Source organism: Azospirillaceae bacterium (assembly GCA_028283825.1).
Lineage (GTDB): Bacteria > Pseudomonadota > Alphaproteobacteria > Azospirillales > Azospirillaceae > Nitrospirillum.
This window is the reverse complement of the sequence record JAPWJW010000003.1, coordinates 2613485-2638394: the sequence shown is the minus strand read 5'-3', so window position 1 is coordinate 2638394 and position 24910 is coordinate 2613485. Positions and strand designations below refer to the sequence as shown.

The window sequence follows — 24910 nt, the reverse complement described above, 5'->3', positions numbered from 1 at the left end:
GCGCCCTGGGTCGGGGCGCCTTTTCCGGGAACTCACATATTCGGGTAATTGGGGCCCCCGCCGCCCTCCGGCACCGTCCAGGTGATGTTCTGGGTGGGGTCCTTGATGTCACAGGTTTTGCAGTGGACGCAGTTCTGCGCGTTGATGACGAAGCGCGGGTTGGTGCCGTCGTCCTCGCGCGTCACCTCGTACACCCCGGCGGGGCAATAGCGCTGCGCCGGTTCATCGTATGTCGGCAGGTTGAAGGCGATGGGGACCGTGGGGTCCTTCAGCTTCAGGTGCGCCGGCTGGTCTTCCTCATGATTGGTGTTGGAGATGAAGACCGAGGACAGGCGGTCGAAGCTGAGAACGCCGTCCGCCTTGGGATAGACGATCTTCCTGGCCTGGGCCGCCGGCACCAGCGTCTCATGGTCCGCCTTGCCGTGATGCTGGGTCCAGCCCACCAGGAAACCCAGCTTCAGGTCATGCAGCCACATGTGCAGGCCGCCCAGCGCCGTGCCCAGCCACAGGCCGTGCTTCAGGCTGGGCTTCACGTTGCGGACCTTGTGCAAATCCTCGAACACCCAGCTCTGGCGCCACTTGGATTCCAGGGCCGTCAGTTCGTCATGGCCCTCACTGCCCTCCACCAGGCGGTCGAACGCCGCCTCGGCCGCCAGCATGCCGGTCTTCATGGCGTTGTGGCTGCCCTTGATGCGCGGCAGGTTGACGAAGCCGGCGGCGCAGCCGATCAGCGCGCCGCCCGGGAAGGTCAGCTTCGGCACCGACTGCAAGCCGCCTTCATTGATGGCGCGGGCGCCATAGGACAGGCGCTTGCCGCCCTCCAGGTAAGGGCGGATCAGCGGGTGGTGCTTGAAGCGCTGGAATTCCTCGAACGGCGACAGGTAGGGGTTGGTGTAGTTCAGGTGGACGACGAAGCCGATGGCCACCTGGTTGTCCTCCAGGTGGTACATGAAGGAACCACCGCCCGTCTGGCTGTCCAGCGGCCAGCCCTGGCTGTGCAGGACCAGGCCCGGCTTATGCTTGGCGGGGTCGATCTGCCACAGTTCCTTGATGCCGATGCCATACTTCTGCGGGTCCACGCCGTCGCGCAGGTTGAAGCGGGCCATCAGCTCCTTCGACAGGTTGCCGCGCACGCCTTCCGCGAACAGGGTGTACTTGCCGTGCAGTTCCATGCCGGGGGTGTAGCGGTCCGTCGGCTCGCCATCCTTGCCGATGCCCATGTCGCCGGTGGCGATGCCCTTGACCGACCCGTCGTCGTGGTACAGCACCTCGGCCGCGGCGAAGCCGGGGTAGATCTCCACCCCCAGTTCCTCAGCCTGCTGCGCCAGCCAGCGGCAGACGTTGCCCAGGCTGACGATGTAGTTGCCGTGGTTGTTCATCAGCGGCGGCAGCAGCGCGCCCGGAATGCGCAGCGACCCCGCCTCGGTCAGGATATAGAAGCGGTCGTCCACCACCGGCGTGTTCAGCGGGGCGCCCTTTTCCTTCCAGTCGGGGATCAGTTCGTTCAGCGCGATGGGGTCGATGACGGCGCCCGACAGGATGTGGGCCCCGACCTCGGACCCCTTCTCGATGACGCAGACGCTGATTTCCTTGTCGGCAGCGGCGGCCAGCTGCTTCAGTCGTATCGCCGCGGACAGCCCCGAGGGGCCGGCGCCGACGATGACGACGTCATACTCCATCGACTCCCGTTCCATGGTATTCGCCTTCTTCTTCCCTAGTTTCCGGTGCGGAGTTCCGAAATGGGTCCCAACCCATATATTGGTGGGCGGTCCCCTAACAGCGGGCCTTGTTTCGGGGAAGCGTCATTTTCGCGCGCTCCCGCCATGCGATTGATGAAGAAACACAAGGGCGATGGTAGGGTCAAATCATGATTGACCGGCCCCAGGCCGTCGCGGATCTGGCCTGGCTGGTCGAGATCGGCGCCGATGAAGCGATCAACGACCAGCCGACCGACTGGACCCAAGTGGCCAGCCGCAGGACGCCTACTGCGCGTGCGCGGGGGCCCGCGGATGGTGCGCCGGGCCCGGTGCCGGACCGTGCGCCACCGCCTACCCCAAAAAATATCGCGGCGGATGTGCCGCCCGACGGCCCCCTGGGCGCCCCCTTGGGTGCGAACGAGGCGCGGGCCAGCGCCCGCAGCGCCGCCATGGCCGCCGCCACGCTGGACGACCTGAAGGCCGCCCTGCTGGCCTTCGACGGCTGTCCGTTGCGCCACACCGCGACCTCCACCGTCTTCGCCGACGGCAACCCGCACGCCCGCCTCATGCTGGTGGGCGAGGCGCCGGGCGAACAGGAGGACCGGCAGGGCAAGCCCTTCGTCGGGCCGGCCGGCGCCCTGCTGGACAAGATGCTGGCCGCCATCGGCCTGGACCGCCATGCCGAGGATGTGGAAAAGGCGGTCTACATCAGCAATGTCCTGCCCTGGCGCCCGCCCGGCAACCGCAACCCCACGGATAGCGAGATCGCGGCCTGCCTGCCCTTCATCCAGCGGCATGTGGAGATCGCGGATCCGGACATCGTGGTGTTCCTGGGGGGCATCGCGGCCAAGACCATGCTGGCCAAGACCGAAGGCATCACCCGCCTGCGCGGCCGCTGGTTCGAATACGGCAGCCCGGGCCTGACCCGGCCGCTGCCCGCATTGCCCGTGCTGCACCCCGCCTACCTGCTGCGCAACCCAGGGGCCAAGCGCGAGACCTGGCGCGACCTGCTGTCGCTGAGGCAGCGGTTGGCGGAGTTGCCGCCGCGCACGCGATAAGCGCTTGCCGCCAGGGACGCGCCGGCCCCATAAAACTGAGACCGGCGTTCCGGGGCATCTTGTGATCCACCCCAGGGGCGTTCTATATTTGTTCACTTCCGCCCGCCGCCTTCCGGCCGGCCCGCGACCGACGGACTGACCAGCCGACATGACTTCCCCCGCCGCCGACAGCACCGCCCCCGCCCTGGATCCTGCGCAGGATCCGGCGGCCGACCTGCTGGCCGTGGCCGGCAAGAAGCGTTTCGCCACCGTGCTGGCCGACCCGCCGTGGCGATTCGTCAACCGCACGGGCAAGATGGCGCCGGAGCATCATCGCCTGTCGCGCTATGGCACCATGTCGGTGGAGGAGATTTGCGCCCTGCCGGTGGAACAGACGCTGGCCGACACGGCGCACCTGTACCTGTGGGTGCCCAACGCCCTGCTGCCCGAGGGCTTGCAGGTGCTGCAGGCCTGGGGCTTCCAGTACAAGACCAACCTGGTATGGCACAAGCTGCGCAAGGACGGCGGGTCCGACGGGCGCGGCGTCGGCTTTTACTTCCGCAATGTCACCGAACTGATCCTGTTCGGCGTACGCGGCAAGAACGCCCGCACCCTGGACCCCGGCCGCACCCAGGTGAACTATCTGGGCACCCGCAAGAGGGAGCATTCGCGCAAACCCGATGAGCAGTATGAGCTGATCGAGGCGTGCAGCCCCGGCCCGTATCTTGAGATGTTCGCCCGCGGCGCCCGGCGCAACTGGACCGTCTGGGGCAACCAGGCGGATGAGGGTTATGAGCCGACCTGGGACACCTACGCCCACAATTCCGCCAGCCAGCGGCGCGTGGCGGCGGAATAGGCTCCGGGCCCACTCCCAATCATAAATAGCAAACCGCGTGTGATGCCTGCCATGCCTCGCGCCATGATTGCGCTGGCGCCGGCCCGGCTTGCCCCATCCTTTCGCCCCTGATATGCGACTGATTATCAGAATTAACATCCGCGTTAGAAGCGGTGCGAAGGGATGCGAATCATGGGGCAGTTGGGAAAATGGACATGGCTGGCCGGGGCCAGCCTGATCGCGCTGGCCGGTGCCGCCGGCGCGGCGGAGACGGACAAGTCGGCGGACGACGGCACCATCGTCGTCACCGGCCAGCGCATCATCGACATGACGGCGAACAAGACGGACACGCCGCTGCTGGTGACGCCGCAGGCCATCTCGGTCATCGAGCGTGACCAGATTCAGCTTCAGAACGTGCAGACGGTCACCCAGGCCCTGCGCTACATGCCCGGCGTGCAGACCGAGAAGGGCGGCGCCGACAACCGCATCGAGACCAACCAGTTCATCATCCGCGGCTTCAACGCCAACGAGTACCTGGATGGCCTGCGCCTGCAAGCCGGCACCTGGACAGCACCCCAGTTCGACCCCTACGCCCTGGACCGCATCGACGTGCTGAAGGGTCCGGCCTCGGTGCTGTACGGCCAGTCCTCACCCGGCGGCCTGGTGGCGCTGACCAGCCGCCGCCCCTCGACCACCGAGAGCGGCGAGGTGATGCTGCAGACCGGCAACTTCGGCCGCATCCAGGGGGCGGGCGACATCACCGGCCCGCTGACCAGCGACGGCACCCTGTCCTACCGCCTGACCGGCCTGGTGCGCGACACCGACACCCAGGTGGACCACACCGAATACAAGAAGTGGTTCATCGCCCCGGCGCTGACCTGGCAGCCGGACGCCGACACCACCCTGACCTTCCTGGGCAATTACCAGGATGAGCCGAACGCCGGCTTCTACAACCAGATCCCGGCGGCGGGCGTGTCCCTGTCCAACCCCTATGGCAAGATCCCGACCTCGTTCTATGGCGGGGAACCGGACTATGACCGCATGCAGCGGACGCAGACCTCCGCCGGTTATGCCTTCACCCATCGTTTCAGCGACGAATGGACGGTGCGCCAGAACCTGCGCTACATGCACGACTGGATGGACTATCGCGCCGTGACGTTCGAGGCCTTGCAGGCCGACGACAAGACCATGGTGCGCTCGCCCTACGCCACCGAGGAAAAGCTGAACACCTTCGCCGTCGATACCCAGATGCAGGGTGACTTCATGACGGGCGCGCTGAAACACACCCTGCTGTTCGGCGTCGACTACCAGGATTCCAGCTGGGACCACATCGCCGCCTACAGCTATGGCGCCGCCGCCACGCTGGACTGGACCAACCCGGTCTACGGCAAGGCCGTGCCCACCCCGGCCGTCATCCAGAACGGCCTGCAGCACCAGCACCAGACCGGCGCCTACGTCCAGGACCAGGTGTCCTACGGCGGGCTGAACATCGTGCTGGGCGGGCGCGAGGACTGGTACGACAGCGACGCGCTGAACCGGCTGAACAACCAGACCAGCACCCTGTTCGACCGCGTCTTCACCGGCCGCGCCGGCATCGTCTATCTGTTCGACAACGGCATCGCGCCCTACTTCAACTACTCCACCTCCTTCCAGCCCTCCACCGGCACCACCTTCAGCGGGACGCAGTTCAAGCCCACGGAAGGGGAGCAGTACGAGGCGGGCGTGAAGTACCAGCCGCTGAACTTCCCCGGTTTCGTCACCGCCTCGGTCTACAAGCTAACGCAGAGCAACGTCACCACCACCGACCCGGTGCATGTCGGCTTCAGCAGCCAGGCCGGCGAGTACGAGTCCAAGGGCGTGGAACTGGACGGCCACCTGACGCCCATCGACGGCCTGGACCTGATGGCCTCCTACGCCTATCTGGACCTGGAAATCACCCAGTACACCGGCACCTACCAGGGCAAGACCCCGCCAGGCACCGCCAAGCACACGGCGACCCTGTGGGCGGATTACGCCGTGCCCGAAGGCGTGCTGGGCGGCCTGACCGTGGGCGGCGGCGTGCGCTACATCGGCCCGTCCTTCGGCGACTACGCCAACAGCTATGAGATCAACAGCGTCACCCTGTTCGACGCGGTGGTGGGGTATGACTTCGCCCACCTGTCGTCCGGCCTGCACGGCTGGTCGGCGCAGGTGAACGCCAGCAACCTGTTCGACCGCACCTATGTCGCCAGCTGCGGTAACCTGGGCTGTTATTACGGCATCCGCCGGACGGTGATCGCCGACCTGCGCTACGCCTGGTAAGGGGCTGAAGATGACAGCGGCAGCGGTGGACGACGGCGCAAGCCGGGCCATGACGGCGGCGGCACTGCGCCGTTGGCGCTGGGTGCACAAATGGTCCAGCCTGGTGTGCACCCTGTTCCTGCTGCTGCTGTGCCTCAGCGGCCTGCCGCTGATCTTCTCGGCGGAACTGGACGACCTGCTGTCGCCCCTGGCCCGGCCAGCCTTCACGCCGGCCGACCGTGATCTGGGCCTGGATGCGTCCCTGGCCCAGGGCTTGGCCCTGCACCCAGGCACCGTGCCCATGTCCCTGACCTGGCCCGCCGGCCAGGACCATACCCTGTATCTGTGGAGCGCACCCCGGGCCCAGGCCCTGCCCGGGGAATTCCACATGACGGTCATCGACCTGCGCGACGGCAAGGTCGTGGCGGAGCCGCCCATCGGCCGACGCACCACCGACATCATCCACAACCTGCACGCCCAGCTGTTCGCCGGCCTGCCCGGCTCCCTCCTGCTGTGCGCCATGGGGGTGCTGTTCACGGCGGCCATCGTCTCGGGCGTGGTGCTGTACGCGCCCTTCATGCGCCGCATGGCCTTCGGCACGGTACGCACCGACGGTGCCCGCCGCACCTGGCGGCTGGACCTGCACAACCTGCTGGGCATCGTCGTGCTGGTGTGGACCCTGGTGGTGGGCGTCAGCGGTGTCGCCAACACCCTGGCCCAGCCGCTGTTCCGCCTGTGGCAGATCGACCAGCTGACCGCCATGATCATGCCCTGGCACGGCAAGCCCATCCCGGATCAGGTGGTCAGCGTCGGCGCCGCCGTGGCCGCCGCCCAACACGCCCTGCCCGACGCCCAGCCGGAAAGTGTGGCCTACCCCTATTCCCGCTTCGGCAGCCCGCACCACTACATCGTCTGGATGCGGGGCGACAGCCCCCTGACCGCGCGGCTGGAAACCCCGGTGCTGGTGGACGCCGCCACGGGCGCGGTGGCGGAGGTGCGCGCCCTGCCCTGGTATCTGCGCGCGCTTGAAGTCTCCCGCCCCCTGCACTTCGGCGATTACGGCGGCATGCCCCTGAAGCTGCTGTGGGCCGCCTTCGACCTCGCCACCATCGCCGTTCTGGTCACCGGCCTGATGCTGTGGGTGCGGCCGAAGCGGGGGTGAGGACATTCCTCTCCGTGGTATTTCTTACCACTTGGTAGTAAGATTTTCCCCTCAGTGAATGAGAGGTTGGCGATGGCCGAAATCCAGAAGGTAAGCGTCGCCCTGACAGGCGAGCAGGTGGCATCGTTGCGCGCAGCCGTCGATGCCGGCGAATACGCCACCACCAGCGAAATCGTGCGCGAAGCCATCCGCGATTGGCAGTTCAAACGCGAGATGCGGCAGGAAGACCTGAAACGCCTTCGCCAGATGTGGGACGACGGCAAGGCCAGCGGTCCGACCGAACCTTTCGACGTTGAGCGTATGATCGCCGCCGCGCGGGATCGGTTGAAGAAAACGGGACGATGATCCCGATCTACCGATCACCTGCCGCGGAACAGGAACTCCAGGACATCTGGCTGGCCATTGCCATCAACAACCCTACCGCCGCGACGCGTATGCTCCACACCATAGCAAACCGAATCAATCGATTGGCAACGCACCCGAGGCTGGGGCCGCGCCGCCCGGAGATCGCGCCCAGCGCCCGTGTCCTGGTCGAAGGGCCTTATCTGATCCTCTTCGAGATTTGGCCCGATACGGATGATGGCGTTGTGGAACGCGTTGATGTCATCCGCGTCGTTGATGGTCGCCGGAATTTGAGCACCGCGCTTTGATCCGAACTGTCGATTGGGCGCCGATCATTCATTGTGCCTCGCCCAGATGGCCCCGATTTCCTCATCCGTGGCGAACTCGCCCCGTTCCGCCTGGGCATGAGAAACTTCCAGGACAGCGACCTCGTCAATCACCAGATCGATGGGTAGCCGATCCACTCCAGCGAGTTGCAGGATGATTTGAGCCAACTCGTCCTGCTCGGCGTCGGGCAGAACGCGAACCGCGTTGATGGCCTGATCAAGTAGACACGTCATTGCGCCCCCTCACCCCAGTGCCCCGGCCAGGTCGGCGATCAGATCGTCCACATCCTCCACCCCCACCGACAGGCGCACCAGACCGTCGTCGATGCCGCTGGCGGCGCGGATTTCCGCCGGGATGCTGGCGTGGGTCATGATGGCCGGATGCTCGATCAGGCTTTCCACCCCGCCCAGGCTTTCCGCCAGGGAGAACAATTCCGTCCGTTCCAGCAGGCGCTTGGCGGCAGTCAGGCCGCCCTTCAGGCTGACCGACAGCATGCCGCCATAGCCCCGCATCTGGCGCCGCGCCAGGTCGTGCTGCGGATGGCTGGCCAGGCCCGGGTAGCGCACCGACGCCACCGCCGGGTGGCGCTCCAGCCATTCGGCGATGGCCAGCGCGTTGGAACAGTGGCGTTCCATGCGCAGGGCCAGCGTCTTCACCCCGCGCAGCGCCAGGAAGGCGTCGAACGGCCCGGCGATGGCCCCGACGGCGTTCTGCAGGAAACCCAGGCGGTCCGCCACCTCACCCGCGTCGCGCACCACGGCCACGCCGCCCACCATGTCGCAATGCCCGCCCAGATACTTGGTGGCGGAATGAACGACGACGTCGAAGCCCAGTTCCAGCGGCCGCTGGGCATAGGGGGTGGCGAAGGTGTTGTCGCAGACGGCGATCAGGTTGTAGCGGCGGGCGAAGGCGGCCACCGCTTCCAGATCCACCAGCTTCAGCAGCGGGTTGGTCGGCGTCTCCACCCACAGCATGCGCGTCTCGGGCCGCAAGGCCGCCTCCAGCTTCGCCGGGTCGGTCATATCGACGAAACTGGCGTTCAGGCCCATGGTGCGTTTGCGCACCCGCTCGAACAGGCGATAGCTGCCGCCGTACAGGTCGTCCATGGCGATGACATGGCTGCCGGCGTCCAGCAGTTCCAGCACCGTGGCCTCCGCCGCCAGGCCGGAGGCGAAGGCATAGCCCCGCACGCCGCTTTCCAGGTCCGCCACGCAGCGCTCATACGCCATGCGGGTGGGGTTCTGGCTGCGGCTATACTCGTACCCCTTATGGACGCCCGGGCTTTCCTGCACGTAGGTGGATGTCGCGTAGATGGGCACGGTGATGGCGCCGGTGGCGGGGTCAGGCTCCTGCCCCGCATGGATGGCGCGGGTGGCGAAGGCCGGCTGGTTGGGGCGGGGGCGATGGGAATCGGCCAAGGCTTGGGATCCTTAATTCGGGGAAAGGCGGGCGGGCGGGAGGCTTCAGCCCAATTGCCGGCGCAGATGGTTCAGCAGGTCGACGCGGGTCAGCAATCCTAAGAAGGCGTCACCCTCCGTGACCAGGGCCACCATGTTGCGGCTGAAGATGCCGTCCAGCACCCCGATGGGGGCCGTCACCGGCACGGTTTCCAGGCGCGCGGTCATCGCCCCCTTCACGGGGCCGCGAAAGCGCACGGGGTCGGCCTCCACATGCAGCAGCAGGTCGGATTCGTCCAGCAGGCCGACCACGCGCCCGCCCTGCATCACCGGCAGTTGCGACACGTCGGATATCCGCATGCGCTTGTACGCCGTCAGCAGGGTGTCGTCCGGCGCCACCGTCACCACCTGGCCCTTGTCCACGCTGCGGGTGATCAGGTCGCGCAGGTCGCCGGTGCGCTCACGCGGCAGGAAACCCTGGTCGGCCATCCAGCCGTCATTGAACATCTTGGACAGGTACTTGTTGCCGGTGTCGCAGACCAGCGTCACCACCCGGCGCGGTTCCGTCTGCGCCCGGCAATAGCGCAGCGCCGCCGCCAGCAGGGTGCCGCTGGACGACCCGCCCAAAATCCCCTCGCGCCGCAGCAGCTCACGGGCCGCGTTCAGGCTCTCGGCATCGGGGATGGTGTAGGCGTCGGCCACATATTGCAGGTCGCAGTTGGGGGGCACGAAATCCTCCCCTATCCCCTCCACCACCCAGCTGCCGGGCTCATCATGCCGGCCGGTCTTTACCAGGTCGCGCAGGATGGAGCCCTGGGGGTCGGCCAGCACCAGACGCGTGCGCGGGCTGGCCTGGCGGAAATAGCGGCCCAGGCCGGTCAGGGTCCCGCCGGAGCCCACGCCCACCACCACCGCGTCCACCCGCCCGTCCATCTGGCGCAGCAGTTCCGGGCCGGTCCAGCGCTCGTGCGCCGCCGGGTTGTCGGGGTTGGCGAACTGGTTCATGTAGACGGCACCGGGGATTTCGGCGGCCAGCCGCTCGGCGACATCCTGGTAATAGTCGGGATGGCCCTTGCCCACGTCGCTGCGCGTCACGTGGATGTCGGCGCCCAATGCGCGCAAATGGTTGATCTTCTCCGCCGCCATCTTGTCGGGGATGACCAGCACCAGGCGATAGCCCTTGGCGGCGCACACCAGCGCCAGGCCCAGTCCGGTGTTGCCGGCCGTCGCCTCCACCACCGTGCCGCCGGGCTTCAGGCGACCGGATTTCTCCGCCCCCTCCACCATCGCCAGGCCGATGCGGTCCTTGATGGAGCCGCCGGGGTTCTGGTTTTCCAGCTTCAGGTACAGCTCACACGGGCCGGTGTCGATACGGGTGACCCGGACCAGCGGCGTGTTGCCGATCAGGGACAGGATGGCCGGGCCGGCGTCAGCGGCGACGTCAACGGGGGCGGTCGTCATAAGGGCAACCTCGGTCTGTTTCTTGAACAAAACAGTGACCGATGGCACCGGGACTGACAATTACCCGTCGGTATAGCAGTCTTTGGGTGTTGCGCCGGACGGAAAGACCTATGGCTTTTGCCGCAATGCGGCAATATTACAAGCTTGCGGCCAGCGGCTTTACTTGGAAATGTTCCGGCGAAATGGGCCGGTAATTCGCATCAATCAATCCCCGCTGGCGCAGCAGGTCCAGATTGGCGGCCAGGTTCTCGATGCAGGCGGAACGGTCCCAGCCTTCCAGCCAATTCTGTTCCAGGAAGGCCAGGATGGCGGGCTGGCCCAGCTCCACCTCCCACAGGATGCCGATGAGGGAGGATAGGGCCTCCTCCTCGATCTGGGTTTCCTGGTCGGCGCGGATGGCGGCGTTGGCCTCGGCGATCCGTCCCGTCTCCGGCCCGGCGCCCAGGCCGAAGTCCAACAGGTTGCGCCGTTCCGGCGGGGCCACCAGCCAGTGGCCGATCTCATGGATCAGCACATAGGATTCGCTGCGCGTGCGGATGTAACGGCCATCCCAGCTGTAGGCCGCCTGCGGCTCCTCATCCAGGGTCTCGATACCGAAACGGTGGGCGAGCGCGATGCCATCGGCCCGGTGCTGCGGGGTATCGACGCCCAGCGGCACCAGGTCCAGGGTGGCGGCGATGCGCTCGAACACCGCGACCACATGCGACGGCACGGCCGGCACCTCGGCGGCCATACGCCGGCGCAGGTCGAGCAGGATGGCCGGCAGGTCGGCCAATTCGATGGGCGTCAGGATCATCAGGCGCGCTCCAGCACCACGAAGCTGTGGGCGGGGGCGGGATCAACCTCGACCTCCAGCGCCGGCACATCGCGGCGCGACACCTCGCGCCAGTCGGCCCGGTCGAAGGTGGGGAAGAAGGCGTCACCCTCAGGCGTGGCGTGCACCTCCGTCAGGTAGAGGCGGTGCGCCGTCTTCAGCGCCGTGGCAAACAGCAGTTCACCACCGATCACCATGACCTCCGCCGCCCCGTCGGCCGCCGCGATCAGGCGCCCCTGCTCGATGGCGGCATCCAGGCTGTGGCAGACCACGCCGCCCTGGGCGCGGAAGTCCGGCTTGTGGGTGATGACGATGTTGGTGCGGCCCGGCAGCGGCTTGGCCCCGATGCTCTCCCACGTCCGCCGGCCCATGATGACTGGCTTCCCCAAGGTCATTTCCTTGAAATACTTCAGATCACCCTTCAGCCGCCACGGCAGCCGGTTCTCGATGCCGATGACATTGTTGGTGGAGACGGCGGCGATAAGGGCAAGCGGGATGGACGCGGGATCGGTCATGGGAACGCGGAACCTGGCAACGATGAGTGCGGGTGCCAGGGTTTTACGGCAAACGGCTGCGGCCGAGAATGAGGAAGATCAAGGGGCGGGGGTGCGCGGGTCTTCGGGACGCCGAAGTCAAAACACACACACGGCATCCGCCTCGATCCGACTCCGCCGCCGGGGATGGATGGCCTCGCGGGTCATGAGGTCGACCTTGGTTTCCAGGATGTCCTGCAAGCGTTCCTGTACTGCCGCCAAGCTGAACAGGGTGAAACCCTGCGGCCGGTCCAGGTCGAAGAAGACATCGACGTCGGACGCCTCCGTCGCTTCGTTCCGCGCCACCGAGCCGAACAGGAACAGCGCGCCGATACCGGCCCGGCGAAATTCCGGTTCGTGTGGCTTGAGCAGACGGATGGCCTGGTCGCGGTTCATGGGTGCGGCGGATAACGGGGTTGAAGGTCCCTTAGGGTAAGATGGGCCGGGCCGTCTGTCCACGCGCGCGCCTCATCCACCCGCCCGCAATTTCTCCAGCCGCCGCTCCGCGTTCCGGTTCTTCGGGTCCAGCGCCAGCGAGCGTTCGTACGCAGCGATGGCGCCCGGCTTGTCGCCGGTGGCGGCCAGCGCTTCGCCCAGGCTGTCCTGGGCGTTGCCGCTGTCGGGGAAGCGGTCGGCGGCCAGCTTCAGGATGGCGAGCGCGTCACGCGACTGGCCGTTGCTGAGCAGGCGATAGCCCCAGTCGTTCAGTTCCGCCTCCGCCGGGCGAAAGTCGGGGTCGGCCTGGGCCAGGCCCGCGGCGATGGTGGCCGCCTGGTCATAGCCCTGGCGCTGCACCGCCACCCGCAATGCGGCCATGCCGCCCAGCCGGGCGCCATAGAGGGCGGCCACCTGGTCGATCATGTCCTCCGGCACCGCGCCGGACAGGTTGGTCAGGATGACCACGCCCAGATCATCCTCGGGATAGAGGAAGAAGGCGGCGCGGCCGCCGCCGGTCATGCCCACGGCGCGGTGGCCGTGGCCACGGTCCAGCACCTCCCACCCCATGGCCCATTGGCCCGGATGGCCGTCGTTGAAGGCCATTGGCGTCCACAGGGTCTGCCGGCCGGCGGCATCCAGCAGGCGGCCGTCGGTGACGGCGATCATCCAGCGGGCCATGTCCTCCGCCGTGCTGTCCATACCGCTGGACGCCCGGTGCAGGGGCCGGAAAATCTCATAGACCGGGCGCAGCACGCGGGCGCCCTCATCACCCTTGGCATAGACGTAGCCGGCGGCCTTGCCGGGCGTCACCATCGTGCTGTCGCCAAAGCCGGTATGGGCCATGCCGGCCAGTTGGAACAGCGGCGGGGTCACCGGCGTGTCGGGCGGCAGGCCGGCCAGCTTGTCCAGCACCCGCTGCACCAGGGCGTAGTTGGTCTGGCAATAATCGAAGCGCTCCCCCGGTGGGAACTTCACCGGCTGCGCCCGCACCCAGGCCCAGACGGCATCCTGCGTCGTCTCCGCCGCGCGGGCGCCAGGGGCGGCGTTGATGTCGGGCAAGCCCGACATGTGCGACAGCAGCTGGCGGATGGGGATGGCGCGCCAGGCCTCCGGCAGATCGTCCAGATAACGACCCACGGGTGCCTCCAGGTCCAGCGCCCCGGCCATGGCCTGGCGCACGGCGGCGACGCCGGTGAAGGCCTTGGTGATGGAATTGACGGCCATGATGGTCTCGGCCGTCACCGGCACCGGCGTCTGCAAGTTGGCGACACCGTAGGCGCGCGCGAAGACGATGCGACCGTGCCACACCACCGCCGCCTGCAAACCGGGAATGTGGGACTGCTCCATCTGCGCCCGCAGGAAGGCGTCGGTGCCGGCCGCCGCCTTGTCCAACGCCACGCTGTCCAATATCGCTGTTGCCAGGGCCGCGTCGGCCACGGCCGCCACCTGGCCCGGCGCGCGGGCCTGCGGCGTCACGGCGCGGCCCGCCTCCTGCGCGCCCACCCCTGACGCCACCAGCAGGGCCGCGGCCCCCAGCATCCATCCCCGCCGCATGGAACTTCTCCCCCATTCACCGACCCTCAGCCGGCGCGGCGCTCAGGCTAACAGGGGTGGGATTGACGGCTGAGAGCCACTTGGCGAGAGAACCACCGTTAATGCCGGGCACAGGGCGGGACGGCCCAAGTCTCACGCTCGGTTGCCGGCGTCCACACCAGGTCCGGCAGCACGGTGAACGTGACCGGCTTTCCGGCTGGGGCGGGATAGAAAATCACCAGGGTTTCAAGCGTGCCGCTGTCGGAATGGAACTCGACAATGGCCTGTCCGGTATGGGATTCGACATGCAGGGGCGCCTTGCGCTCTTCCCGCTGAACACCGAAGCGCACCGTGGTCCCGTCATCCTCGATGGTGCGGACGTGGGCATGCGCCTGGTCCGATCCCCGCATGGTGATTGCGACGGCGATATGACCGTCAGGCAAGGACGCCGGCAGGGGATTGGAGCCCCCGCCATAAGTGTTCCACCACAGCGCCCGCCATTCTTCCTGCGTCCGGGCCACATGGTTCCCGACATGAAGTGGCGCCGGCGACGGCGGCATCAGGACAAGGCCACCCGCCGCCGTCGCCCGGAAGCAGGTGTAGTCAGCCTCCCGCATCAGCAGGCTTTCCTTGGGCGGGACATCGGCGAAGGCCGGCGTTGCCGCCAGCCCAGGACGAAACCAGCCGCCACCGTCAACCGGCGCATAGCCCCTCCCCGCCTCCACTTCGGGTTTGCTCAGACCGCCACGTCCGCCTTGATGTGCGCGTGGGGGTCGTAGCCGGTGATCTCGAAATCCTCGAATCGGTAGTCGAACAGGCTGGCGGGCCGGCGCTTGATCAGCAGCTGCGGGAACGGCCGGGGCTCACGCGTCAGCTGCTCCTCCGCCTGGGGGACGTGGTTGTTGTAAAGGTGGACGTCGCCGCCCTGCCACACCAGATCACCCACCCCCAGGTCGCACTGCTGGGCCAGCATGTGGATCAGCAGCGCGCCTTCGCACAGGTTCCAGGGGAGGCCCAGCAGGGTGTCGGCGCTGCGCTGGAAGATCAGGCCCGACAGCTTCCCGTCCGCCACGAAGAACTGATAGGTCATGTGGCAGGGGGGCAAGGCCATGGCCGGCAGGTCGGCCACGTTCCAGCCGGTGAACAGCAGGCGGCGGCTGGTGGGGTTGTTCCGGATGCCGTCCACCAGTTCCTGGATCTGGTCGATGACCCGGCCGTCCGCCCCCTGCCAGCGGCGCCACTGCTTGCCGTAGACGGGACCCAGATCGCCCCACTGGGCGGCAAAGGCGTCGTCGGCCATGACCCGGGCCTCGAACTCATCCTGGCTGATGGCCTCGCCCGTCACCTTGCGGTAGTTGGCCAGCGGCCAGTCGGTCCAGATGCGCACCTTGTTGGCCAGCAGCGGCCGGATGCTGGTGTCGCCCGATAGGAACCACAGCATCTCGTGGATGGCCTGGCGGTGGAAAATCTTCTTGGTGGTCAGCAGGGGGAAACCGGCCGACAGGTCGAAGCGCATCTGCTCCCCGAACAGGGCGCGGGTGCCCACGCCGGTGCGGTCGCCGCGCACGGCGCCCTGGTCGATCAGGCGGCGCAGCAGGGACAGGTACTGGTATTCCGGATGCGCCATGGCGGGGCCCTCACTCACACGAACGATCAACAGGCTGGCGGGTCGGCCAGCACCCACACACTACATAGTGTAGTGCGTGCCCGCCCGGAACCCAAAACTCGGGCGCGACGGGCGCCCCTGGGGACGGGCTGCTGAGGAAAGCCGCCATCGCATTGATTTTCCAATAGGGCGGCTGCCATGACGTGAAAGCCTTCCACTTTGGCCGCAGGCTCCCTATATTAGGGATGTCGGGTTCGCTCGACTATGGCGATAAACGCCTTGCGGAATAAGCGTTACGGACCCGGGGGCGGTACCCGGCGCCTCCACCATCATGGGGGCGAATCAGGATCGACGTGCGTGGTAAAGGCATGGTTTTCGCTCGGCATGGTTCCGCCGTTATCGGGCCGTTTTATAGGTGCCAACGATAATTCGGCGCCTGCTCTTCGCATGGCCGCCTAATACCCTCAACGGGGTGTTAGCGGATAGCTAAGAACGGGGTTCGGGGGGCACCCGGCAACAGAAGCCCCCCACTAGACGCGCCGCCTGCCTGAGGGCGACTCGTCTGAATGACTGAACACTGGAAGAATGATTGGCGGCCCGCCGCCCCGTCCCGTCGGCGCGGACAAGCGCCTGTGCTTGCAAATTACGTGGCGGGCGGGTCTATTGGTGCACGTTGCTACCCGCTACCGGAGCGTTTTGCCTGCCATGTCCACGGATCTCCTTCGCTACGACCGGATGGTCGAGGCCGCCCTGCGCCGCGTCGTGCGCGATGCGCTGAGGGAAGTGCAGGAGCATGGCCTGCCCGGCGAGCACCACTTCTTCATCAGCTTCCGCACCCAGTACACCGGCGTGCGCATGCCGGAATTCCTGCGGGCCAAGTACCCGGATGAAATCACCATCGTCCTGCAGTACCAGTTCTACGGCCTGGACGTGAATGACGAGCGGCTGGAAGTGACGTTGAGCTTCAACGGCAGCCACGAGCGGCTGGTGGTCCCCATGGCCGCCATCACCACCTTCGCCGACCCCTCGGTCAACTTCGCCCTGCAGTTCCAGCCCCCCGAAGAGGATGAGCTGGCCGAGACGGCGGAAGAGCTTACCGAGGAAGAAGCCGCGCCTGCGCCGGAAGGCGAGGATGACGACGCGCCCAAGCAGGGCGGCACCGTCGTGGCGCTGGACGCCTTCCGCAAGAAATAAGCGAAGGCGTTGGGGAGGCGATAACGGCCCATGCCCGTCTCCCCCGATTTCCTGGACTACATCCTGGATCTGCTGGCCCCGCTGGGACCGGTTGACTCGGTGCGCCTGTTCGGCGGCCGGGGCCTGCAACTGCACGGCCGCAACTTCGCCCTGATCACCGGCGACGACACCCTGTACCTGAAGGCGGACACCGTCAGCCTGCCCGCGTTCGAGGCAGCGGGCTGCCAGCGCTTCACGCCCTGGGCCGACAAGCCCCATCGCTCACTGGGCTACTACACCCCGCCCGACGGCGCACTGGACGAGCCCGACGTGCTGCTGCACTGGGCCCGCCTGGCCGTGGACGCGGCCTTGCGGGCACCGGCCAAGACACCGAAGAAGCGGCGCGCGCCGGCGAAGAAGAACCTGGCGGATATGCTGCTGGAATAGACGGCTGTCATTGGCGCCGATAGATCACGACGCTGTTACCCCGTATGGCGGCAATCCAGACGTCCCCGACCGCAGCGGCACCAGGGCGATCATCGACACCTGTATCTTCCGCATAGCGCGGCCCCCGCGCCGGATCAACAACCAGCATCCTGTTGGGGCTATCCCCGCCGGTGAGCAACTCTCCATTGCCCAACCACCGCACGAAATCGACCGCCCCAAATTGGACGTTCATTATCGGCCTGGCTGTTCCGTTCAACACATCATAAACGGCCAGTGGTGAAACGCCGTGGGCGTTCGGAGGAAGCCGCCCACCACCCACGGCGATCAAGCGGTCATCGGCATCCACTTCCAGAGCATGATAGTCCAACTCCGCTATTCGGGATCGCAGGACCGGCACGCTGTTCCTCTCCCCACCGACATCGGAAATAAAAAGGGCTCCGAAACCGGCGGTCACGGCGATGCGCTTGGAGTGGTGGAAGAAACGGACATCAGAAACGCCGGTCACGCCCGAATGCGTGTCCATAAACCGATTGATCGCCAAGACGGTCCAATCGGCGGTGCCGTAGACGACCACGTAGTCACTCATCATGCTTGAAGCGGCGAACATCGTTCCATCGGATGACAGGTCGCAGGCCGTCATCCGATCATTGCTTTTCGTCGGAAGGGCCTGGGGCCTTTCAATTTCCCTGATCAAATGCCCGTCACTGCCATCCCAAACGGCCGCGAAATAATGCGGCCCTTCCTTCGTCGCATAAGCGGAATTAGCAATAATGGCGTTGCCGTCGGTGAAGAATATGCAATGCGAAAGCGTACCATCGACACGCTCTATCCGGAACAGGATGCGCCAATCGCGCGTGTCGAGAACGTCAATATGGGAGTTATTCAGTACCGCTAGCCGCGATTGGTCCCGATTCCAGGCCAGTCCGGTGGGTTGGGAAAACGTCAACTGCCGCTCGACCTTGTAGTTCAGGAGGTCGTGGGGCGCGGGGGACGGCGGCGGCGACGGCAGATGTTGAGATAGAATTGCGAAAAAGGCCGTCAGTAGTGTGATCAGGGACGGCGACGACCGAATAGCGATCACTGCGGCGGCGACCATCGCAATCAAGCTGACAGTGACAACGACAACCAGACGCTTCAAATCGCCCTCTCATGCTGGATGGCTGGCAAGATCTAACACGCCCTCGGGCGATGAGCCACGCAGCGGCGGTGCCCCTCCCTCAAGCCCAAACAAAAAGGGCGGCCCCGTGAGGAACCGCCCCTTTCATTCAGTGCCTGAACCCTATCGGGATCAGGTGTCCAGGAAGCTGCGCAGCTTGCGCGAGCGGGACGGGTGCTTCAGCTTGCGCAGCGCCTTCGCCTCGATCTGGCGGATACGCTCGCGGGTCACGCTGAACTGCTGGCCCACCTCTTCCAGGGTGTGGTCGGTGTTCATGCCGATGCCGAAGCGCATGCGCAGCACACGCTCCTCACGCGGGGTCAGCGAGGCCAGGACGCGGGTCGTCGTCTCGCGCAGGTTCGCCTGGATGGCGGCGTCCAGCGGCAGGACGGCGTTCTTGTCCTCGATGAAGTCGCCCAGGTGGCTGTCTTCCTCGTCGCCGATCGGCGTCTCGAGGCTGATCGGCTCCTTGGCGATCTTCAGGACCTTGCGGACCTTCTCCAGCGGCATCATCAGCCGCTCGGCCAATTCCTCCGGCGTCGGCTCGCGTCCGATCTCGTGCAGCATCTGGCGCGAGGTGCGCACCAGCTTGTTGATCGTTTCGATCATGTGCACAGGGATACGGATGGTGCGGGCCTGGTCCGCGATGGACCGGGTGATGGCCTGACGGATCCACCAGGTCGCATAGGTCGAGAACTTGTAGCCGCGGCGGTATTCGAACTTATCAACCGCCTTCATCAGGCCGATGTTGCCTTCCTGGATAAGGTCCAGGAACTGCAGGCCGCGGTTGGTGTACTTCTTGGCGATGGAGATCACCAGGCGCAGGTTGGCCTCCACCATCTCCTTCTTCGCGCGGCTGGCTTCCTTCTCGCCCTTCTGCACGGTGGAGACGATGCGGCGGAACTCGCTGATCGGCAGGCGCACGCCCTCGGCGATCTCGTTGATGCCCTCGCGGACCTTCACGATCTCGCTGGCGCTGCGCTCCGCGAACTTGGCCCAGGCCTTGGAATTGCCCTTCACCCGGTCCAGCCAGTTGGGATCCAACTCCGCACCGTAATAGTGGTGCAGGAAGTCCTCGCGCTTGACCTTGCAGTCGGTGGCCAAGCGCAGCAGCTTGCCCTCGAAACCCATCAGGCGGCGGTTCATGCCGTACAGCTGTTCCACCAGCGCTTCGATGCGGCTGTTGTTCAGCCGGACGGAGTTCACCAGCTCGGTCAGCTCGGCCTTCAGCTTGTCGTACTTCTTGTCCTGGGCCTTGCCCAGGTCCTCGCCGCGCTGGATGGCCGCCAGCCGCAGCTCCTGCATCTTGTGCAGCTTGTCGTAGGTGTCCTCGATGGTCTGGAAGGTCTCGATGACCATCGGCTTCAGTTCGGCTTCCATGGCGGCCAGCGAAATGCCGGCCTCCTCCTCGCCGCCTTCAGCTTCACCGCCCTCGGCACCTTCCGGGCGCTCGGCACCCGGCTCGCCCTCCGGCGCGCCTTCGGCACCTTCCGCCGCCGCTTCCTCGCGGGGGGCCTCTTCAGCGCCCAGCACAGCCTCGGTCAGCTCACCGGATTCCGGGTCCACGCCATAGGTCGCGTCCAGATCGATGATGTCGCGCAGCAGCATGCGGCCTTCCTGCAAGGCCTCGTGCCACTGGATGATGGCGCGGATGGTCAGCGGCGATTCGCAGATCGCGCCGATCATCATCTCGCGGCCGGCCTCGATGCGCTTGGCGATGGCGATTTCGCCTTCGCGCGACAGCAACTCCACCGAGCCCATCTCGCGCAGATACATGCGCACGGGGTCGTCGGTGCGGCCGATATCGTCATCGTCCAGGTTGCCGGAGACGCGGCCTTCGCCGTCGCCGCCGCTTTCCCCGCCGGCCTCGGCGTCCTGCTCTTCCGATTCGATGACGTTGATGCCCATCTCATTGAGCATGGCCATCGTGTCCTCGATCTGCTCGGATGAGGACTGGTCGGGGGGCACGGCCGCGTTCAGTTCGTCAATGGTGACGAACCCCCGCTCCTTGCCGCGCTGGATCATCTTCTTGAAGGCCAGGCCCATGCCGTCCATCAGCGGGCCGTCAACCTGTTCCTCACGCGCCTCGGAAACGTCCGCACTCTGCGCTGCTTTCGTGGCCATTCGCTCAATGTCCCCGACTAACTGAAATGCAAACCAACTGGAATGCCGGTTCAATCCTGAAGCCAGCTTTCCTGGGCGCCGGCCCATACCCTTTACTCAAACGCGACAACACTTGAACGTCCGCACTTAGACGTCCGGGCGGGTCCTGTCCGGGCACACCGTTCCGGCATACCGGCATCGCACCCGCCCTTAAACCTGCATCGCAGGGGACACCCGATACCCAAAGAAAGCGCCGGATCCCACCAAAAACGGGGGCGAGGACGAAAAAAGGTGCCGTACCGGGTGAAAAAGTCCCCGGCCACGCCACCCATATCAGTCCCTATCCGTTCCGTGGGCCCGTCCGGTCAGACGAACCCGTGCTGCTTTTCTTCGTAATCGTATCGACGCTCCCCAGCGTTCAAATCCATCAACCTTGCCGGCACCCCGCCGCTGTGCGGGAAGCCATTGGGGCGGGGCGTCAGGCGCCCTCACCCTCCGGATCCAGGGCATGGCCCCGGCGTATCAACTCTTCCCGCTTAAGGGCCATCAACCGGGCCAGGGTCTCCTCGGTGGGATCCTCGGCCAGGCGCCGCTCCGCCTCGCGCAATTCGTTCTGGAACACCAGTTCCTGCGAATTGAGCCATACCTCCTGCCAACCCGCACGGGCGGATTCCAGCGTCGCTTCCGGACGGGCGTAGGCGGGAAGGTCCACCCCCAGCGTCTCGTCCAGCTCTTCAGCGAAGCCGCATGCTGACAAGTGGCGTCGCAAGTCGTCCGCGTCAAGTCCCGAATCGTGGAACAAGCGCTCAACCAGGGCCTGGCGCAGCCGTTCCTGGCCTTCACCGACGAAGTTGATGGTGGCCAGCGTCTCGCCCATGGTCTCGAACAGTGCCGGATGGTTCAGCACGATGGCCAGCAGCAGGCGCTCGCGCCAGCGCACGGACGTCGTTTCCACCCCGGTACGAAAGCGCTTGTCCCACTTGCGCGCCACGGGGAAGTCACCCGGCGCCGGCCGTCCCCGGGGCACGAAGGGCGTGCCGCCGGGCCGTCCGCTACCGCGCCGGCCCAGGCGGAAGAAGCGATCCTTGTAGTCGCGTTCATAGGCGCGGCGCACCCGGGCGTCGGGGATGCGTTGCAGGGCCGCGTCCAGCGCCGCCTCCAGCCCCGCCTGGGCGTCGGCCTGGGCCAAGTCGCGGCCCTCCGCCTCCATGTCCCACAGCACGTCGGACAGGGGCCGGGCACGGTCCAGGATGGCCTGCAAGGCCACCGCACCACCGCTGCGGATCAGGCTGTCGGGGTCTTCCTTCTCCGGCATGAAGGCGACACGGGCGGAATGGTCGGGCATCAGCAGCGGCAGGATGCGCTCCACCGCGCGAAACGCCGCCCGCCGGCCGGCGTTGTCGCCATCGAAGCACAGGATGGGAAAGCGCTGGCCCTCGGGCGCCAGTTTCCACAGCGCCTGGATCTGCGTTTCCGTCAGGGCGGTGCCCAGCGGCGCCACCGCGCCTTCGAACCCGGCCATGACGCAGGCGATGACGTCCATATAGCCTTCGGTGACGATCACCGGCTTGCCGTCCGCCGCCGCCTGGCGCGCCCGGCTCATGCCATAGAGGATGTCGCCCTTGTGGAAGAGCGGATTCTCGGCGGAGTTGATGTATTTCGGCCCCTCGCCCTCCAGGATGCGGCCACCGAAGGCCACCACCCGGCCGCGCCGGTCGGTAACGGGGAACAGCACCCGGTTGCGGAAGAAGGGGAACGGCGCCCGGCCGTCGTCGGGCCGCTTGAACAGCCCGGCCTCCACCATGTCGGCCTCGGTATAGCCGGCGGTGACCAGTTCGGCGCGCAAACCCGCCCCGTCGCTGGGGGCATAGCCCAGGCGGAAGCGGGCCATGGCCTCGTCTTCCAGCCCGCGGCCCTTCAGGTAGGCCAGGCCGTGACGGCCGACGGGGGCGCGCAGCTGGCCCTCGAACCACTTGGCCGCCCGCTCCACCAGATCGTACAGCGACTTCTCGCGCTCGAAGCGCTGGCGATCCTGCGGCGTGGCCTTAGGCACGGTCAGGCCGGCGTCGGGCGCCAGCAGTTCCACCGCCTCCATGAACGACAGATTGTCCTGCCGCATGACGAAGCCGATGACATCGCCGTGGGCGCCGCAGCCAAAGCAGTGGAAGAAGCCCTTCTGGTCGTTGACGTAGAAGCTGGGCGTCTTCTCGTTATGGAAGGGACAGGGCGCGCGGAACTCCCGCCCCGCCCGTTGCAGCCGCACGCGCCGCATCACCACGTCCGACAGCGTCAGCCGGTTGCGCAGTTCTTCCAGGAATTGGGGCGGCAGGGCCATGGGCGGTGGGCCGGATCCGTAGCAAGGGTTGGCGCGGCAAGAATCGGGGCCGGCGAAAAGCCCGGCCCCGGCACTCATGACATCAGCCGTTCAGCGCGGCCTTGACCAGCGGGCCGACGGTGGAGAAGTCCATCTGGCCGGTGTACTTGTCCTTCAGCACGGTCATGACCTTGCCCATGTCCTTCACGCTGGCGGCACCGGTGTCGGTCACGGCCTGGGCGACGGCGGCCTTGGTCTCTTCCTCGGTCAGTTGCTTGGGCAGGAAGGACATGATGACGGCGATCTCCGCCTCTTCCTGGGCGGCAAGCTCCTCCCGGCCACCCTGGCGGTAGAGGGTCACGGACTCGCGGCGCTGCTTCACCATGGTCTGCATCATGCTGCCGATGTCGGCGTCGGCGATGCCATCGGTGATGCCCTTGGGGCGCGCGTCGATGTCCCGCTTCTTCAGTTCGGCCATGATCATGCGGACGGCGGACAGCGTCTGCGTGTCCTTGGCCTTCATGGCGTCCTTCATGGCCTGGGTGATACCGCTCGCGCAGCATGGATCGGGTTCCTCAAGAGGCGTTATGGCAACCGGTATCCCACCCGTGCCCCCAGTGCCGGGACCCCCAAGTATGGTGGTCGCATGCGGGATGAAGGCCAATCGATGGGGAAGGACGAACCTTACCCCGCCACCCGACGCCGCGCCAGCGCCCAGATGACGGAGGGTCCCCCGCGCCTTCCGCATGGGGCCCATCGCTTGACCGCGGCGCCCGCCTTCTCTATGTGACAGAAGAATTTCCGACGATATTGGGCGGCCCTCGCGGCCTGCCCGCGCCAAGGGGGCGGCTCCCGCCCCTGCCTTGGCGCGCGCCCAGGATCGACCGGTAGAGACGTCAGGACGCCAGCCACGACGGGCGCCCTGCAAGAGCAGATGGAAGAAGCGATGACCGCAACCGCCCCGACCCGCCCCCCGCAGCCCGAAGGCGCCACCGGCGTCCTGGTCCTGGCGGACGGCACCATCCTCTGGGGCAAGGGCATCGGCGCCGCCGGCCAGTCGGTGGGCGAGGTCTGCTTCAACACCTCGATGACCGGCTACCAGGAAATCCTGACCGATCCGTCCTACGCCGGCCAGATCATCACCTTCACCTTCCCCCACATCGGCAACGTCGGCACCAATGACGAGGATGTGGAGACCATCACCCCGGCGGCCCGCGGCCTGATCCTGCGCGCCGACATCACCGAGCCGTCGAACTGGCGCGCCACCCGCGGCCTGGACGCCTGGCTGAAAAGCCACGGCCTGGTGGGCCTGGGCGGCCTGGACACCCGGGCGCTGACCCGCCGCATCCGCGACGGCGGCGCCCCCAACGGCGTCATCGCCCACGCGCCGGACGGCAAGTTCGACCTGGACGCCCTGGTGGCGCAGGCCAAGGCCTGGCCCGGCCTGGAAGGCATGGACCTGGCCAAGGACGTGACCTGCGGCCAGACCTTCACCTGGGATGAGGGCACCTGGACCATCGCCGGCGGCTACGGCCGCCAGACGGACCCCAAGCACCATGTCGTCGCCGTCGATTTCGGCGCCAAGCGCAACATCCTGCGCTGCCTGGCCAATGCCGGCTGCCGCGTGACGGTGGTGCCCGCCACCGCCACGGCGGAAGAGATCCTGGGCCACAAGCCGGACGGCGTCTTCCTGTCCAACGGCCCCGGCGACCCGGCCGCCACCGGCACCTACGCCGTGCCCATGATCCGGGACATCGTGGCCAGCGGCCTGCCGCTGTTCGGCATCTGCCTGGGCCACCAGCTGCTGGCCCTGGCGCTGGGCGGGCGCACCACCAAGATGGAAAAGGGCCACCGCGGCGCCAACCATCCGGTGAAGGACCTGGCCACCGGCCGGGTGGAGATCACCAGCCAGAACCACGGCTTCGTCGTGCTGCCGGAAAGCCTGCCTGAGGGGGTGGAGGTCACGCACGTCTCGCTGTTCGACGGCACGAACGAGGGCATCCGCGTGAAGGACAAGCCCGTGTTTTCCGTCCAGTACCACCCCGAGGCCAGCCCCGGCCCGGAGGACAGCCACTATCTGTTCGACCGCTTCGTCGAGGCCATCGCCGCCCGCTGACCGGCAACGGCGGTCGCAGATCTGAACGTTTTAGAGGCCCGGCGGCCGGAAAATCCGCCGGGCCTCTCCTTTTGGATAGGCATCAAACCCTGCCCCCTCTCGTAAAAACCACCATATTGCGATAGAATTCCGGTTCGCG

At 66.6% G+C, this 24910-nt stretch carries 23 protein-coding genes and 1 other RNA gene; 10 read left to right on the top strand and 14 right to left on the bottom strand.

Annotated features, from left to right (window positions below; genetic code table 11):
* Positions 1 to 32: 32 nt before the first annotated feature.
* On the bottom strand, positions 33 to 1694 hold the full coding sequence (locus PW843_24135; GenBank protein MDE1149653.1) for an electron transfer flavoprotein-ubiquinone oxidoreductase: 1662 nt from the start codon (positions 1692 to 1694) through the stop codon (positions 33 to 35).
* 173 nt (positions 1695 to 1867) lie between these two features.
* Here PW843_24135 and PW843_24130 point away from each other — a divergent pair, with 173 nt between their 5' ends.
* From PW843_24130 to PW843_24105, 6 genes are all read left to right on the top strand, one after another.
* Entirely contained in the window at positions 1868 to 2755 is an 888-nt protein-coding gene (locus PW843_24130; protein MDE1149652.1) for a uracil-DNA glycosylase, read from the top strand.
* A gap of 148 nt (positions 2756 to 2903) precedes the next feature.
* Positions 2904 to 3590, top strand: a complete 687-nt coding sequence (locus tag PW843_24125; protein ID MDE1149651.1) for an MT-A70 family methyltransferase — start codon at positions 2904 to 2906, stop codon at positions 3588 to 3590.
* A gap of 171 nt (positions 3591 to 3761) precedes the next feature.
* Positions 3762 to 5870 carry a TonB-dependent siderophore receptor gene (locus PW843_24120; GenBank protein ID MDE1149650.1) on the top strand — a complete coding sequence of 703 codons (2109 nt, stop codon included), beginning with the start codon at positions 3762 to 3764 and terminating at the stop codon, positions 5868 to 5870.
* 10 nt (positions 5871 to 5880) lie between these two features.
* Positions 5881 to 7011, top strand: a complete 1131-nt coding sequence (locus tag PW843_24115; GenBank protein MDE1149649.1) for a PepSY-associated TM helix domain-containing protein — start codon at positions 5881 to 5883, stop codon at positions 7009 to 7011.
* A gap of 72 nt (positions 7012 to 7083) precedes the next feature.
* Positions 7084 to 7356 (top strand): type II toxin-antitoxin system ParD family antitoxin, encoded by a 273-nt coding sequence (locus PW843_24110; protein MDE1149648.1) that lies wholly within the window; start codon positions 7084 to 7086, stop codon positions 7354 to 7356.
* A complete protein-coding gene (locus tag PW843_24105; GenBank protein MDE1149647.1) occupies positions 7353 to 7661 on the top strand; it encodes a type II toxin-antitoxin system RelE/ParE family toxin in 309 nt (102 codons plus the stop codon). The genes PW843_24110 and PW843_24105 overlap by 4 nt, the downstream gene beginning before the upstream one ends.
* Before the next feature lie 24 nt (positions 7662 to 7685).
* Here the strand turns inward: PW843_24105 and PW843_24100 are convergent, their stop codons facing one another.
* The 9 genes from PW843_24100 to thyA form a co-directional block, all read right to left on the bottom strand.
* Positions 7686 to 7913 carry a hypothetical protein gene (locus tag PW843_24100; GenBank protein ID MDE1149646.1) on the bottom strand — a complete coding sequence of 76 codons (228 nt, stop codon included), beginning with the start codon at positions 7911 to 7913 and terminating at the stop codon, positions 7686 to 7688.
* A 9-nt stretch (positions 7914 to 7922) separates the two neighbouring features.
* On the bottom strand, positions 7923 to 9098 hold the full coding sequence (locus PW843_24095; GenBank protein MDE1149645.1) for a cystathionine gamma-synthase: 1176 nt from the start codon (positions 9096 to 9098) through the stop codon (positions 7923 to 7925).
* Positions 9099 to 9143: 45 nt separating this feature from the next.
* The gene (locus PW843_24090; protein ID MDE1149644.1) at positions 9144 to 10538 is read right to left on the bottom strand and encodes a pyridoxal-phosphate dependent enzyme; all 1395 of its coding nucleotides are present in this window, start codon (positions 10536 to 10538) and stop codon (positions 9144 to 9146) included.
* 136 nt (positions 10539 to 10674) lie between these two features.
* Positions 10675 to 11334: a hypothetical protein gene (locus PW843_24085; protein MDE1149643.1), complete on the bottom strand. Its 660-nt coding sequence runs from the start codon at positions 11332 to 11334 to the stop codon at positions 10675 to 10677.
* Positions 11334 to 11867: a dihydrofolate reductase gene (locus PW843_24080; protein ID MDE1149642.1), complete on the bottom strand. Its 534-nt coding sequence runs from the start codon at positions 11865 to 11867 to the stop codon at positions 11334 to 11336. Before PW843_24080 ends, PW843_24085 begins: the two co-directional genes overlap by 1 nt.
* Positions 11868 to 11984: 117 nt before the next feature.
* Positions 11985 to 12281, bottom strand: a complete 297-nt coding sequence (locus PW843_24075) for a nucleotidyltransferase family protein (GenBank protein ID MDE1149641.1) — start codon at positions 12279 to 12281, stop codon at positions 11985 to 11987.
* A 72-nt stretch (positions 12282 to 12353) separates the two neighbouring features.
* Positions 12354 to 13862: a serine hydrolase gene (locus PW843_24070; protein MDE1149640.1), complete on the bottom strand. Its 1509-nt coding sequence runs from the start codon at positions 13860 to 13862 to the stop codon at positions 12354 to 12356.
* A 113-nt stretch (positions 13863 to 13975) separates the two neighbouring features.
* Positions 13976 to 14581, bottom strand: coding sequence for a hypothetical protein (locus PW843_24065; protein MDE1149639.1), 606 nt, complete (start codon positions 14579 to 14581; stop codon positions 13976 to 13978).
* An 11-nt stretch (positions 14582 to 14592) separates the two neighbouring features.
* Positions 14593 to 15483 (bottom strand): thymidylate synthase, encoded by an 891-nt coding sequence (gene thyA / locus PW843_24060; GenBank protein ID MDE1149638.1) that lies wholly within the window; start codon positions 15481 to 15483, stop codon positions 14593 to 14595.
* Between the two features lie 187 nt (positions 15484 to 15670).
* Here thyA and ssrA point away from each other — a divergent pair.
* The 3 genes from ssrA to PW843_24045 all read left to right on the top strand — a co-directional run bounded on the left by ssrA (position 15671) and on the right by PW843_24045 (position 17082).
* Positions 15671 to 15994: a transfer-messenger RNA gene (ssrA, locus tag PW843_24055) on the top strand.
* A 173-nt stretch (positions 15995 to 16167) separates the two neighbouring features.
* The gene (locus PW843_24050; GenBank protein MDE1149637.1) at positions 16168 to 16656 is read left to right on the top strand and encodes a ClpXP protease specificity-enhancing factor SspB; all 489 of its coding nucleotides are present in this window, start codon (positions 16168 to 16170) and stop codon (positions 16654 to 16656) included.
* 30 nt (positions 16657 to 16686) lie between these two features.
* Complete coding sequence (locus tag PW843_24045) at positions 16687 to 17082, top strand: TfoX/Sxy family protein (protein ID MDE1149636.1); 396 nt, start codon at positions 16687 to 16689, stop codon at positions 17080 to 17082.
* A gap of 7 nt (positions 17083 to 17089) precedes the next feature.
* On the opposite strand, the gene PW843_24040 is transcribed toward PW843_24045, so the two are convergent.
* The 4 genes from PW843_24040 to PW843_24025 all read right to left on the bottom strand — a co-directional run bounded on the left by PW843_24040 (position 17090) and on the right by PW843_24025 (position 23190).
* Entirely contained in the window at positions 17090 to 18220 is a 1131-nt protein-coding gene (locus PW843_24040; GenBank protein MDE1149635.1) for a hypothetical protein, read from the bottom strand.
* A 150-nt stretch (positions 18221 to 18370) separates the two neighbouring features.
* Entirely contained in the window at positions 18371 to 20362 is a 1992-nt protein-coding gene (gene rpoD / locus PW843_24035) for an RNA polymerase sigma factor RpoD (protein ID MDE1149634.1), read from the bottom strand.
* Between the two features lie 457 nt (positions 20363 to 20819).
* Positions 20820 to 22676, bottom strand: a complete 1857-nt coding sequence (gene dnaG, locus PW843_24030) for a DNA primase (GenBank protein MDE1149633.1) — start codon at positions 22674 to 22676, stop codon at positions 20820 to 20822.
* A gap of 82 nt (positions 22677 to 22758) precedes the next feature.
* Positions 22759 to 23190 (bottom strand): GatB/YqeY domain-containing protein, encoded by a 432-nt coding sequence (locus PW843_24025; protein ID MDE1149632.1) that lies wholly within the window; start codon positions 23188 to 23190, stop codon positions 22759 to 22761.
* A gap of 399 nt (positions 23191 to 23589) precedes the next feature.
* Here PW843_24025 and carA point away from each other — a divergent pair, with 399 nt between their 5' ends.
* Positions 23590 to 24771, top strand: coding sequence for a glutamine-hydrolyzing carbamoyl-phosphate synthase small subunit (gene carA / locus PW843_24020; protein MDE1149631.1), 1182 nt, complete (start codon positions 23590 to 23592; stop codon positions 24769 to 24771).
* The last annotated feature ends 139 nt before the right edge of the window (positions 24772 to 24910 follow it).